The sequence below is a fragment of the Paenibacillus sp. 1011MAR3C5 genome (genome assembly GCF_003591485.1).
Lineage (GTDB): Bacteria > Bacillota > Bacilli > Paenibacillales > Paenibacillaceae > Pristimantibacillus.
Map to the genome: position 1 here is coordinate 922,264 of NZ_QZCF01000002.1, position 12,382 is coordinate 934,645.

Below are 12,382 nucleotides of genomic sequence, written 5' to 3' on the forward strand. Positions count from 1 at the left end.
ATAGCAACATTCACACGCAGGTTGTTGATTGTCGCATTATATCTTTGGCTATATAGTTTTCATTAAAGCAACATGTGTTACTTTAATATATCATAGATAAGGAGTTAACGAAAAATGAAAACTATTGCCATAGTTGGTGCAGGTCCTGGATTAGGGTTGTCTCTAGCCAAAAAATTCGGAGAGAATGGGTTTAGGGTAGCTGTGATTGCGCGTAACCCTGAGAAATTAGCAAGTATTGAACGTGAACTTAGAACATTAAATATTGAAACGCAGTCTTTTGTAGCGGATGTCACGGACTTAGCTGCTTTAAAACAAGCCATTCAAGCAGCTAAGAAAGAGTTTGGTTCCATTGATGTGCTAGAATTTAGCCCCTATGCCAAGGAGGATAATTTCACAAACGTGCTAGAAACTACGCCTCAAAGTGTATTAGGATTAATGAAAAGCTATTTGCTGCCTGCCGTTCTTTCCGTTAATGAGGTTCTGCCGGATATGATAAATAACGGTTCTGGCGCAATTCTATTTACAACGGGCGTATCTGCTATGTTCCCTTTACCTTTTGCGGGGAATGCCGGAATCGTTGGGGCGGGTCTGCGTAATTATGCTGCAAACCTGCACAACGAGTTGAAAGAAAAAGGCGTATTTATCGGACATCTTTCAATCGGAGCCGTGATACAATCCGGAACAGCAGGAGATCCGGATGTTATTGCAGACGCTTGGTATCATATGTACGAGAAAAAGGACCACTTTGAAGAAATATTCCCTCTGGGGCTTGATCCGGCTATTTTAATTAGTTGAGCATTTTGCTCTGATTTTCCATATATATTCATGTCTATTTCGGCGAAGGTCGCTATCCTATTATAAAAAATCGGCCCTTTCACAAATATGTGAACAGTGGCCGATTTTTTCTTAAAGGCTGGGGGAGAAAACTTGATTAAATAAATGGATTGAGTAAAATTTCTATTGCGCGGTCAATATAATCGGGCCATCCGCAGTAATGGCAATCGTATGCTCGTACTGTGCGGAAAGCGAGCCGTCAGCGGTCCTGGCGGTCCATCCGTCTTCATCTATTGTCATCATCGCTTTCCCGGCATTTAGCATCGGCTCGATCGTCAAAACCATTCCTTCCTTCAAGCGGAACCCTTTGCCCGGATGTCCAACATGGGGATAATTAGGTTCCTCGTGCATCTCTCTTCCTACTGCATGACCAAGCAGATCGCGCACCACCGAAAATCCGTTTCGCTCGGCATGGGTTTGAACCGCGTGCATCACATCGCCGATCCGGTTTCCGACGACAGCTTTTTCGATACCTAGATCTAGGCACTCCTTCGTTACACGCATCAGATTGCGGGCATCCTCCGACACCTCGCCGACCGCATAACACCAAGCTGAATCGCCGATCCAGCCATCCGCCTCCGCGACGATGTCGATTGTGACGATGTCGCCTTCCTTGAGCGGCTCCCGGCTCGGAAAACCATGCGCAATGACGTCGTTGACAGACGCGCATGTCGCAAACGGATAGCCGTTGTAGCCTATTGTATAAGCCTTAGCGTCATTTTCCTTCAGGAATCGCACCGCGAACGACTCGATATCGAGCGTTGTGACTCCCGGCCGGATCATACTTGCGATCGCTTGATGAAAAGCAGCGACAATTCGGCCGGCCTTTCTCATTTCTTCAATTTCAGTTTTCGATTTCAGAATGACCATTCCATTTATCTCTCCTTAGACTGTATGCCTGAAAAAATCATGTCGACGATCCTATCCACATCTATCTCGCTTTGCATATTGTGGTGGATGTTCAATGTTGTGCAGCCAACAAGCGTGCCAAATATCAGATTAGCCGTTTTTTCCGGTGCTGTGGAACCCATTTCTTCACGAATCATTTCCACAAACGGCGAATAGATTCGTTCCTGAAAATCGGCAAACAGCTTGCTGAACCGGTTTCCAGGGAAGTGATGAAAATTATCTACAACCGTTTTAAGTAAAATAAATATAGAAGGATCCTGGATGCTCTTCCACAGCAGCAGCCTGGAGAATGATTCAGCCTTAAGCAAACTGCCGCTATCCCCCATCAAAACGGGCATTACTGCCGACTCCGTTCGATTCAGGGCATCCCACAGTAAATCTTCCAAAAGCATGTGCTTATTTTTGTAGTAATGATATACCGTTCCATAGCCAAGCTCTGCCTTGACCGCAACATCGCGTACTTCCAATTGAATGCCCTTCTCCATATATACTTCCGCAGCCGCTTGCATAATTTGGCTCATCCGCAATTCCCGGATCGCATCATTCTGTTCTTTTGTACGTGGTGACATGGCTCCTCCTTTTTAGACCTGCTGGGATGTCAATGTAAAATAAATATACTTCATTTCGCAGTTAGGATCAAGTCCTTCAGTCTTACGCATAACTTTATTTCGCTAAACCAAAAAAAGCCGCGATTTACGCGGCACTTAATGAAATAACATTCTAGTCAACCGACACATGGCTGTGACAAGTCAGATAAAGAGATCCTAATGAGCTCATTCCGTTTATAAAATTAATACGTATTATATATATTATCACATTCACCCGCGGTCGGTTCATAAAAACAGTGCTTCTTCCATCGTCCTGCGAGCGGCTGATTATACCAAGTTGGTGGACATGGTCCGGGACTTTCGAACGATCCTGGGCGGAAATACCATAAGGAGAATTTGGCTGGCCAATTCCGCTCCCCATTCACAGACCGTTGCGCCAGACGGCGTTCCCTCTCTCTTGCGTTTTGATAGTACAAACTATGTTGCAACGCTTCGAACGCATGCGGCTGGTTGATCATCTGGGGAATGGTCCGGAGATTTTTAAAATCGGAGCAATTCCCTCTTATTCGATTAATGCCAACATTTCCAACAAGGAGCATGCCCATTTCGCCTTCGGTCTCAGCCTCAGCTCGAAGCAACCTTGCCAACATCTTAATATCCTGTTCCCTGGCTTTTACGACTGCCATTGGCTCACCTCTTTAGATTTCTAGACTCATCATATTGTAGGTGAGGCGGAAGTGTTACTTGGTTTGCATGAAACTTTTCGTAGCCGGCTTCTTGTTTGCGACCTTTATTGTTTTTGGGGGAAGCCGTATCTCTTCGCTCTCCATGCAATAAGCAGCGCCACAAGCAAGAGTACCAACAGTACTCCCGGGAAAGCCTGTACACCAACATGCTCTAACAATATCCCGCCGACAATGCCTCCGCTGGCTATGGCACCATTCCATACCATTACATTAATGGGCATCACGATATCAACGCCTTCTTCACCGCTTGCATCAGCCAACGCGGTTTGCAATAACGTGGCGGCACCTCCGAAGGTTAGCCCCCATAACGCAACTGCAATATATACGATCGACGCCGATGTGCCGCCAGCCCATAGCGCAACGGACGCCATCGCAAAACCGAATAAACTGATCAATACCATCAAGCGCAGCTTGCGGTCTATCAGCATGCCGACAATCCAGATGGAGACGAGAGCGGCGATTCCAAAGACGAGTAATACAAGATCGACGCGCTCTGAAAGTCCGGAATGCTCAAGAAACGGTGAAATATACGTATATAAAATATTATGAGCCAGCATCCAGGTTAGCACGACCATTAGAATCGAACGGATACCCGGCATTACAAACACCTGACGAACTGTCATTCTCTTCACTGCAGGCTGTCCGGGATAATCCGGCACTTTCCATAGCACCCAGCAGATTAACAAAAGAGTCAGAAAAGAGATAAGCCCAAATACCACTCGCCAACCGACAAGGTCACCAAGCAAAGTTCCGGCCGGCACCCCCAAGGTAAGCGCAATTGGTGTTCCTACCATGGAGACAGCAAGTGCGCGTCCCCTCAGGGCCTCAGGAACCATTCGTCTCGCATAACCGGCGATCATCCCCCAAGCTCCGCCTGCAGCTACACCGGCGAGAAATCGTGAGACAAGCGTCAGAGCATAGCTAGTCGACAAAGCGGTAACTGTGTTGAAGATTAAAAATCCCGCAATAATGGCGAGCAGCAGCGGACGCCGCCGCAACCCTCCGGTGAACATGACAAATGGAATCGCCGCAACAAGCGAGCCAATCGCATATAGGGTTACGAGTTGCCCGGCCATCGCTTTCGAAATATGCAGTCCTTCCCCGATTAATGGCAGCAGCCCGGCTGGAATGGTTTCTGTAAGAATACAGATAAACCCTGTCATCGCTAATGCCAGTAAGGCAAGCCAAGGAAGTCTAACAGGCTTGTTGTCCGATTGAAGCACACCTGCGGATGATGAAAAATTAGACAAGTTTGTTTCCTCCTTAAGATCAGTTTACTTCTGGATCGATCATTCCAAATGTTAATCTACAACACTTTACTTGTCAAGGACTTATGGATCGATTAGTATAGAAGTATTGAAGGAGGTTATCTTATGCCACGTACGGGACGTCCTCGCGCATTTAATCGTGATGAGGCAGTCATTTCGGCTATGCTTCTCTTCTGGGAACATGGCTTTGAATCCACTTCCCTTGCTCAGCTGCGCGCTGCGATGGGAGGTATATCAGCTGCGAGTTTTTACGCGGCCTTCGAATCCAAAGAAGCGCTGTTCCGCGAAGTGGTGGATCAGTATATCTCTACTTATGGACAAGTTTCGGAAAGCTTCAGGGATCAAAATAGGACAGCGAAAGCATCCATTGAGCAGGGATTACGACGATCGGCGCAGATGCAAACAGAGCGGTCCCATCCTTTAGGTTGTCTGTTGATTTTATCCGCTGTAACCTGTTCACCTGAACAAAAGCACATTCAAAACATGCTCTCCAAGGAACGAGCTAAGGTACGCGGTTGGCAGCAAGATTGTATAGAACGGGCCGTAGCTAATGGCGAGTTGCCCGCTTCTACGGATATCTCCATGCTCGTTACTTTGTTTGACACCTTTCTTCAAGGTATTTCATCACAAGCCAGGGATGGTGTTTCACTTGAGGAAATTGATGCTGCTATCACTCTGCTGATGAGAATTTGGGATGACCTATCTGCTAAGACAGGCGAACGGGGAAAGGTTAATTGAGGACCAGCTTGGCAATTATCCAACCTGACTGCGAGAAGTCATTGATGAGACAACCGGAACAGCCCTCTTGCTGCTTTGTGGGTAACGACTCCCTCCGACCGACTACGTATACTATTTCAGCGGTATTTAACAGCTCATACCATAGAAAATGAAACAGCGACAGCCAAAGACTTGAAATAGAAAGTCCTTAACTGTCGCTTATGGATTGAAATAAACGTTCCCGTTAGCTGGATTGTTGTTCTTAAATAAATGACAATCTTTTTAAAGCATTATATATCCCATGTTCATTACAACTATCCGTGATTAAATCTGCCTTGTCTTTTACTTCCTTTTCAGCATTTCCCATTGCAATCCCTATTCCCGAAAGTTCTATTAGTTCAATATCGTTCATCCCATCTCCGAAAAACACAATATCTTCATGCTGAAACCCATTTTTTTCGGCGATTTTCAGAATGGTTTTTGCTTTCGAGCCGTCTTTTGGTATAACATCTAAACCGAATTTGTGCCAACTCACATATCTGAATTCATGGATCTCGTATTTATGAAGATCTTCTGACTTGCAGAAAAGCATAGCTTGGATAATAGGGTTTTGATTCCAATACATGTCATCAAAGTCAGGGATGGGCCATCCCAAACTTTCATAAGCCTGAGTTAACGACTCTCCCGGTTCTTCAAAATGTCTTTTTAATCCATTCGCTGTTTGAAAAACGATTTGGTCATTGTTTTCTGTTGCAATTTCAATTAGTCTCTTAATAGATTCCTTGGATAATTTGACCTCATAGGCTAATTCATGACGGACATAACCGACTGATCCATTACATAAAACATAGGTATCCATTTCAAGTTCTTCTATGATGGCTATTGCTGAAGCGTAGTCTCTTCCTGTCGCAATACCTATGGCATGTCCGTTTTCTCTAAGAGAAGCCAAAGCTTGTTTTGTACTGTCGAGGAACTTCATATCCGTTGTTAATAATGTTCCATCAATGTCAAACACAATAAATTTTGCTTTCATTGTCTTCCCACCACATTCTATTTGATTTCGTCATCTCATACTACATATATTGTATATAATCGATGCTCTTTTTTAAACTAGCTTTTTATACTTAAAATAATTAATTTATCTACTTTGTTATTTGACGAAGCGACCTACCATTGTCATAACGAAACATTTGAGGAGGGAAAAGACATGAACAAGGATGCTGTGTATCCAACAAACATTATAGGCGCTGGCGAGGTTGGCCGCGCCATCTCGGTCGACATGGACCAAAATGCTGTCTATCAAACAAACAGCTTCTATTGGGATACGAAAGGAAATGATTTCTTAGGAGCTATCGTGCTTCCCTATTATGGAGCATATGTCTCTGAAGAAAAATGCCAGCTGTTTGGCGATGTCTCAGGGAAGAGGATGCTGGAGATAGGCTGTGGCAATGGTCAATCCTTGCAATATCACGGGGAACGGAAGGCATCTGAACTCTGGGGAGTGGATCTATCAGAAAAACAAATCGAAAAGGCAAAACTACAGTTGAAGACATGCGGTCTTTCAGCACAATTGCTCTGCTCTCCCATGGAAGAAGAATGTGGCCTGCCCTTGGATTATTTTGACTGCGTGTATTCGATTTATGCTATAGGCTGGACCACCGATCTTGAGGGTACTTTCCGCCGGATCGCTTCTTACCTGAAGAAGGACGGTGTATTTATATTCAGTTGGTCTCATCCTATACACAAATGTGTTGCCGCAGAAAATAATAGGCTTGCTTTCAAAAAAAGGTACTTCGATGAATCGTGGTATTCGGTATCTCTTGATGAAGGTGCGCTGACATTGTCGGACCGTAAACTATCCACCTATGTGAATGCATTGGCAAAGTCGGGATTTGTCATCGAGCAAATGATTGAGGAATCTGATGAAGATATCATGCAGTCGCGGAACGATAACAGCGATTTTGCGCAGAAAGCCAAGATGCTTCCTGTAACTTTTGTCATCAAAGCAAGAAAGCTATAGCTCCTCGGAATCGGAATCCTTCGAGCGATCTTGCCGGGGCTTTCTGAACCAGGTAAAGAATGACAGCACGATTGCAGCCGCGGCAAAAACCACCGGTTGTGCCCAAGGATATTTCAGCATCATATCGGATTTCCAAAACGCCATAAAGCTTGCCATTCTGTCCCCTCCCGCTTGTCAGATCAGGCTTGTTTTCTTCGTATCCAGGATACGGCCATCAGTACCATTGGAATGAAAATCATTAAGGATAAATAAATGGGACTGTACGGAACGATCTTCTCAGCCACCGTAATATGTACGATCACATTCGGTGCCATAGTTAGGCCGAGTACAAACGCTATGGCACTGACAGGTATAATAAAATTACGGTTGCTTTGCGCATAGGTTAGCTTTTGAATACTTCGTACCGTAGCAAACAGAAAAATATAAGTCTTTAAAAACGCCATAAAGCAAAAGTACAATACACCTGTCGCATCAAGCTGTGTAATGAAATCCGCAACGTTAATGGTTTGGATTAACACATACATGGGATAAGTCGCCCGCATAAAAATTTCTTCACCAAATACAGCAACCACCATGGCATCCGTGAAGGCGATAAAGCTGCCTGCCAGAAGAGTCGACAGAATCATCGTTCGGGCCACCCGCCCCTTAGGCTTGACTGAAGTCCAAATCATGGCCAAAGCAAGCGACTCCCCATAAGATTGAATGACCCCCAGCGGCCACACCACCTTCCACACCCTGTTCCATCCTTTGTCCAATAACGGGAATAAGTTATCGAGATCGATAACGCCGGAGCTCATAATTAATACCACTTCTACGATATAGATGAGACCCAGAAGCGGAAGTATGATTTCGGCCAATCTCCCCATCACCTTTAAGCCCAGAAAAAGAGCATAGCCAATCACTATCATAAAGACTGCAAGAATAGCCCATGAAGGTGTGCCTGGCAAAATCGTCGATGGCACCAAATTGTTGATGTCTGCGACAATCCTCCCCGCGATATACAAAAACAGTAACGGATGAAGCCAAGCGATAGGCGTGCCCAGCCATTTGCCGAATTGTTTCGGGTAACATTCAATATAGGTCAAGCCCGGGTTCAAATGCGTTACACTGACATAAACCAAGATGATGGCTGTTCCCAACAGGGTGGAAATCAAAACAGCCAGCCAGGAATCTCTTCCTGCCCCGGAGGCAAAACCAAATATGATGGTAGTCCCGATTTGATAGATAATGGAGATGGCCAGCAATTGGTGCCTAGAAATAGTGTCCATACCGTAATATTCCTATTCCTTATGCGAATTTATTGGTTCTATTTTTCCAATTCTTCTTCATCTACAATGGATTCATTCGCACGTCCAGTTCCGGTAAGCTTAAAAGCAGCTTTCGTGTTCACTTCAATATTCGGGAATTCCTCTTCCCATCTAGCCGCTATTTTTTTGTTCCAGTCGCTCTTATGCTGCCGGTGCAGGATGCTTCCAAAACCAATGGCATCCGATTTAAATTGCTTTTGCAGCTTGTTTATCGTCATGGTTACACGGTTTTCGATCTCTTTTTCAAGCGCATGTTGAATGCTGTTCAAATTGTTTATTTCTTTAATACTTAGCTTAGTTGTATTTTCAAATAATTCACCGGTCATTTTTACCGTTACCTCAAATTGAATCTTCTCCCCTGAGATTTTCGATTTGAACTTGGTTTTTGCTTGGATAAGCTGAACACTTACTTTACCTGACGATTGATCCTTCCCGGGAACAGCAACTGTCAGAACGGAGTTTTTCATCCTGTTTCTCAGCCATAATAAACATTCGGCTTCAGACCGGTTCATCCACCCTATTAATTTGTCCTTGCGATAAATCCCGACACCGACCAGCCCTAGCCCCAGCTCTTCTTCTTTCATTGGCTTGCCGTTCGGATCGCTCAAAGGTACGACCTGCATCTGTGAGCTTGTAGGCTCTATTCCTTTTTCAAGCAAGCGGTAGATAAAATCTCTGATACTGGCGCTATCCAGCATTCTTGCTTTCTCTTCTTCACGCATCTCCTCTCCTGTAAAAATTTCAAAGTTCGGAGGAGCCTTCAATAACTCGACGGCCTCTCCCCTTGTCGTCAGCAAATAGCTGTTCCCCCGGGCCTCTCGATGCCTGGAGAAGAAGTCTATAGCGGGTGCAATCCCTGCTCTGGCCAATTTTTCACCGACAAGAATGACCCGATTATGAGAGAAAATAATTTGCCGGGGAATCTTTTTCTGAAGAACGTTAAGGGCATCCATGATCGTATCCCCTTTTGCAGAGATAATCAGGGTAGCATTTTCACTGGAACCGCCTTTTTCACTCATTCCCTTGGTCATTTTCATTTTTAGAATCTGCACGCTTAGTTTGTACTTTCCATCTTGGGCTAGGTCTATGGCTGACGCTGTAACGATAGCGACATCATTTAATTCTATCCTGCTCCAGCAGCCAGTCTGCAATATAAGGATTAGTAGCGTGAGCAACAGAAGGATCGATTTTCTCATTTGGGAGACTTGGTCATCTTCAACCAGTTGTCCCGAAGGATGACATCCTTGAGTTCTCGTGCACGCATTGGCGACAATGGCGCCATATAGGGAACACCAAACGACTGGAGATGAAGCATATGAAGCAGCAGCAGCAATACAAGCATTAAGATGCCATAGAGGCCAAACGTTGCAGCGGCAATCATCATGGGAAAGCGCAGCAGCCGGAAGGCAAGCCCCAATTGAAAGCTGGGGAACAAAAAGGATGCGATACCGGTCATCGACACGATGATCAGCAGTGGCGAGGAAACAATACCAGCTGCTACGGCGGCCTGACCGATGACCAAGGCTCCGACGATGCTTACCCCTTGTCCCACTGGACGCGGTAGACGGACACCGGCCTCCCGCAATCCTTCAAAAGCAACCTCCATCAGCAAAGCCTCAACAAAGGCAGGAAAAGGCACCGTTTCCCGGGAAGAAGCGATACTGATGAGCAGCATCGTCGGTATCATTTCGTGATGATAGGTTGTTAGAGCAACGTATAGAGACGGCAAGAGCAGAGAAGAAACAACCGCTATAAATCGCAAAATCCGAATAGCAGAAGCAATGAAATAGCGTTGATAATAATCTTCAGGAGATTGTAGCAGTTGAAAAAAAGTGCCTGGTACGACAATCACGAATGGCGTATTGTCTATGATGATGGCGACCTTGCCTTCCAGCAGGTTCCCGACTACTTTATCCGGACGTTCGGTTACCATCACTTGAGGGAACGGCGATACGGAATTATCCTCAATCAGTTCTTCCACATATCCGCTTTCCAATATGGCATTAATTTTAATCCGGCCAACTCGTTCCTTTACTTCTGTTATTAAACTTTCTTTTGTAATGCCCTCCAGATAGACCATTGCAATTTCGGTTCCGGATAACGTTCCTGCTGTAAACATTTCCGACTTTAGCTGCGCTGTTTTTAGCCTTCTGCGAATCAGGCTGATATTCGTGCTAATGTTTTCTTGAAAGCCATCCCTTGGGCCGCGGATTACAGCTTCCGTAGCCGGTTCTTCAATGGATCTTGTCTCCATTTCTTTCACGTTCAGTAACAAGACTTGTGTGAAACCATCCAGAAGCACTGCAAGCTCTCCCGATAAAATCTTCGCAACGGATGCTTGAAAATCGTCGCTCCAGCTCGTTTGTGACGTGAAGCTTAGCTTTGACTGGATAGAAGCTTTAGCAGCCTCAGTTAGCCCTTCCGACCTTCCTATTAGGCTTGATTCAATGGCATATTTCAACAAATCCATATCAACGGCGTTAATATCGCCTAGTCCGCTTAAAAAAACAAACGCACCTTGCTGCGCTGTATTCAGTTCAAACTGCCGGTACTGGATATCCCCGCATTTGTTAAAAACAGCCTGGAATTGCTTAAAATTTTCATCCAAATCTGCACATAGCATATAACTGCTGGCAGCGCTGTCTCGTCGCTCGTTGGGCGCCAATTCAAAATCATCCTTTTTTTGGCTAACTGATTTTTATTAATATGAGCCAGCTGATTTCGGATTATACGAAAACACGCGATATCACAATGTGACATCGCGTGTTTTCTATAGAAATTAAACGGTGATTGGCAGCTCACGGAGCGCCAGCTTTCGTTGCTGTTGTCCATACACTCCAGCCAGCGCAGCGGCAATCGCCATAAAGATGGCGCTGGATGCCACGCCGGATTGCAAGCCGAACTGTTCGACCACCACGCCCCCAACGATGGGGCCGATAATCTGTCCTGAGGCAAAAAAAGCAGTGGCTAGGCTAAGACATGCCGCGTACGCGTGATGAGGGACATGGCGACGAAGGAGTGCAGTCGTCATCAGCGGCGGGGTAATAAAGGACACCAGCCCAATCATGGCGGCTCCAAGCACCGTAAATAACATATGATTGGTGACTACCCCAATCACCCCAATTGTCCCCAAGGTTAACCCCGACGCAAGCGTATACCCGCTTGGCCATCGGTCAATGGCCTTGCCTCCAATCCATCCGTTGAACAATCCCGCAAATCCGATTCCGGACCAAATCAACCCGGCATAGAGGGACGGAATGCCTTTGCTCACCAGATAGGGAATCAAATACGTAAAATAAATGATGTAACCCCAGCCGAAGAAGAAATAAGAAGCGATAAGGAACAAGAGCTTCTTTGGGTTCAACAGGAGACGATACACCTTTACGCTTTCTTTGTCCGGTGGCTTCGATTCGGTCTGTGAGAATGTTTTTTCGTCTCCCCTTTTTCTAGTGACGAACTCGAAACCGATCGCGGCAATGACCCCGAATATGCCCATGATCACCCAAGCATATCGCCACCCCTGCAAGTGTGAAGGATCTATCGTAAAGGGGGCGAATAAACCGGTCACTAGTATGCCGGCCGATCCGCCCAGCCATATAAGACCCGATGCCGCTCCACGCTCCTCTGGTCGAACAGCATCCATGGCAATGGACAGGACTAATACGGTAGCTAAGGCCGATAACAATCCGATGGCGAACCGCCAAAGTCCAAGTTCGGTGAAATGATCACTAAATGCCGAGCCGATCAACGTCAATCCGAGCAATAAGCACGTCAACCGATTAATGACAGGTTTGTGGTCTGGAAACCGCGAGATCAAAGGAGAAAGGCATAATGTCCCGACTAAATAACCAATAAAGTTGACGGTCCCGAGTATACCGAGCTGTCCGTAGCTTCCCCCGATCACCCTCTGTATCCCAGGCAAGAACATGCCGTAGGAAAGACGGGAAAATCCAAGTATGACCACAAACAATAACGATGCCCATAGCGTAATCCAATTCAATGCGGATTTTGTGCCCATATCGCCCATCTTCCC

At 45.8% G+C, this 12,382-nt stretch carries 13 protein-coding genes; 3 read left to right on the forward strand and 10 right to left on the reverse strand.

What is annotated here, in order from left to right; translation table 11 throughout:
- Window positions 1-114 precede the first annotated feature (114 nt).
- Window positions 115-795 carry an SDR family NAD(P)-dependent oxidoreductase gene (locus D3P07_RS09440; RefSeq protein WP_119799918.1) on the forward strand — a complete coding sequence of 227 codons (681 nt, stop codon included), beginning with the start codon at window positions 115-117 and terminating at the stop codon, window positions 793-795.
- A 162-nt stretch (window positions 796-957) separates the two neighbouring features.
- Here the strand turns inward: D3P07_RS09440 and map are convergent, their stop codons facing one another.
- The 4 genes from map to D3P07_RS09460 form a co-directional block, all read right to left on the reverse strand.
- Window positions 958-1,704, reverse strand: a complete 747-nt coding sequence (gene map, locus D3P07_RS09445; protein WP_119799919.1) for a type I methionyl aminopeptidase — start codon at window positions 1,702-1,704, stop codon at window positions 958-960.
- A 5-nt stretch (window positions 1,705-1,709) separates the two neighbouring features.
- Window positions 1,710-2,312 (reverse strand): TetR/AcrR family transcriptional regulator, encoded by a 603-nt coding sequence (locus D3P07_RS09450; protein ID WP_119799920.1) that lies wholly within the window; start codon window positions 2,310-2,312, stop codon window positions 1,710-1,712.
- 221 nt (window positions 2,313-2,533) lie between these two features.
- Window positions 2,534-2,977 (reverse strand): cell wall hydrolase, encoded by a 444-nt coding sequence (locus D3P07_RS09455; RefSeq protein ID WP_119799921.1) that lies wholly within the window; start codon window positions 2,975-2,977, stop codon window positions 2,534-2,536.
- Between the two features lie 104 nt (window positions 2,978-3,081).
- Window positions 3,082-4,287 (reverse strand): MFS transporter, encoded by a 1,206-nt coding sequence (locus D3P07_RS09460; protein WP_397334563.1) that lies wholly within the window; start codon window positions 4,285-4,287, stop codon window positions 3,082-3,084.
- 123 nt (window positions 4,288-4,410) lie between these two features.
- Here D3P07_RS09460 and D3P07_RS09465 point away from each other — a divergent pair, with 123 nt between their 5' ends.
- A complete protein-coding gene (locus D3P07_RS09465) occupies window positions 4,411-5,043 on the forward strand; it encodes a TetR/AcrR family transcriptional regulator (protein ID WP_119799922.1) in 633 nt (210 codons plus the stop codon).
- Window positions 5,044-5,284: 241 nt separating this feature from the next.
- On the opposite strand, the gene D3P07_RS09470 is transcribed toward D3P07_RS09465, so the two are convergent.
- Entirely contained in the window at window positions 5,285-6,055 is a 771-nt protein-coding gene (locus tag D3P07_RS09470) for a Cof-type HAD-IIB family hydrolase (RefSeq protein WP_119799923.1), read from the reverse strand.
- 174 nt (window positions 6,056-6,229) lie between these two features.
- Between D3P07_RS09470 and D3P07_RS09475 the strand changes: the two genes are divergently transcribed.
- Window positions 6,230-7,042, forward strand: a complete 813-nt coding sequence (locus tag D3P07_RS09475) for a class I SAM-dependent methyltransferase (RefSeq protein ID WP_119799924.1) — start codon at window positions 6,230-6,232, stop codon at window positions 7,040-7,042.
- Here the strand turns inward: D3P07_RS09475 and D3P07_RS26940 are convergent.
- From D3P07_RS26940 to D3P07_RS09495, 5 genes are all read right to left on the reverse strand, one after another.
- On the reverse strand, window positions 7,037-7,198 hold the full coding sequence (locus D3P07_RS26940) for a hypothetical protein (protein WP_182914238.1): 162 nt from the start codon (window positions 7,196-7,198) through the stop codon (window positions 7,037-7,039). The genes D3P07_RS09475 and D3P07_RS26940 overlap by 6 nt on opposite strands.
- A gap of 23 nt (window positions 7,199-7,221) precedes the next feature.
- On the reverse strand, window positions 7,222-8,310 hold the full coding sequence (locus D3P07_RS09480) for a GerAB/ArcD/ProY family transporter (RefSeq protein ID WP_119799925.1): 1,089 nt from the start codon (window positions 8,308-8,310) through the stop codon (window positions 7,222-7,224).
- A 38-nt stretch (window positions 8,311-8,348) separates the two neighbouring features.
- A complete protein-coding gene (locus tag D3P07_RS09485; protein ID WP_119799926.1) occupies window positions 8,349-9,545 on the reverse strand; it encodes a Ger(x)C family spore germination protein in 1,197 nt (398 codons plus the stop codon).
- Window positions 9,542-11,014 carry a spore germination protein gene (locus D3P07_RS09490; protein WP_119799927.1) on the reverse strand — a complete coding sequence of 491 codons (1,473 nt, stop codon included), beginning with the start codon at window positions 11,012-11,014 and terminating at the stop codon, window positions 9,542-9,544. Before D3P07_RS09490 ends, D3P07_RS09485 begins: the two co-directional genes overlap by 4 nt.
- Before the next feature lie 114 nt (window positions 11,015-11,128).
- Window positions 11,129-12,367, reverse strand: a complete 1,239-nt coding sequence (locus tag D3P07_RS09495; RefSeq protein ID WP_119799928.1) for a YbfB/YjiJ family MFS transporter — start codon at window positions 12,365-12,367, stop codon at window positions 11,129-11,131.
- Window positions 12,368-12,382: the final 15 nt, after the last annotated feature.

What these genes read in the sequence shown, in the direction of transcription:
- D3P07_RS09440 (WP_119799918.1), top strand. Translation starts at nt 115, where the DNA reads ATGAAAACTATTGCCATAGTTGGTGCAGGTCCTGGATTAGGGTTGTCT.
- map (WP_119799919.1), bottom strand. Translation starts at nt 1,704, where the DNA reads ATGGTCATTCTGAAATCGAAAACTGAAATTGAAGAAATGAGAAAGGCC.
- D3P07_RS09450 (WP_119799920.1), bottom strand. Translation starts at nt 2,312, where the DNA reads ATGTCACCACGTACAAAAGAACAGAATGATGCGATCCGGGAATTGCGG.
- D3P07_RS09455 (WP_119799921.1), bottom strand. Translation starts at nt 2,977, where the DNA reads ATGGCAGTCGTAAAAGCCAGGGAACAGGATATTAAGATGTTGGCAAGG.
- D3P07_RS09465 (WP_119799922.1), top strand. Translation starts at nt 4,411, where the DNA reads ATGCCACGTACGGGACGTCCTCGCGCATTTAATCGTGATGAGGCAGTC.
- D3P07_RS09470 (WP_119799923.1), bottom strand. Translation starts at nt 6,055, where the DNA reads ATGAAAGCAAAATTTATTGTGTTTGACATTGATGGAACATTATTAACA.
- D3P07_RS09475 (WP_119799924.1), top strand. Translation starts at nt 6,230, where the DNA reads ATGAACAAGGATGCTGTGTATCCAACAAACATTATAGGCGCTGGCGAG.
- D3P07_RS26940 (WP_182914238.1), bottom strand. Translation starts at nt 7,198, where the DNA reads ATGGCAAGCTTTATGGCGTTTTGGAAATCCGATATGATGCTGAAATAT.
- D3P07_RS09480 (WP_119799925.1), bottom strand. Translation starts at nt 8,310, where the DNA reads ATGGACACTATTTCTAGGCACCAATTGCTGGCCATCTCCATTATCTAT.
- D3P07_RS09485 (WP_119799926.1), bottom strand. Translation starts at nt 9,545, where the DNA reads ATGAGAAAATCGATCCTTCTGTTGCTCACGCTACTAATCCTTATATTG.
- D3P07_RS09495 (WP_119799928.1), bottom strand. Translation starts at nt 12,367, where the DNA reads ATGGGCACAAAATCCGCATTGAATTGGATTACGCTATGGGCATCGTTA.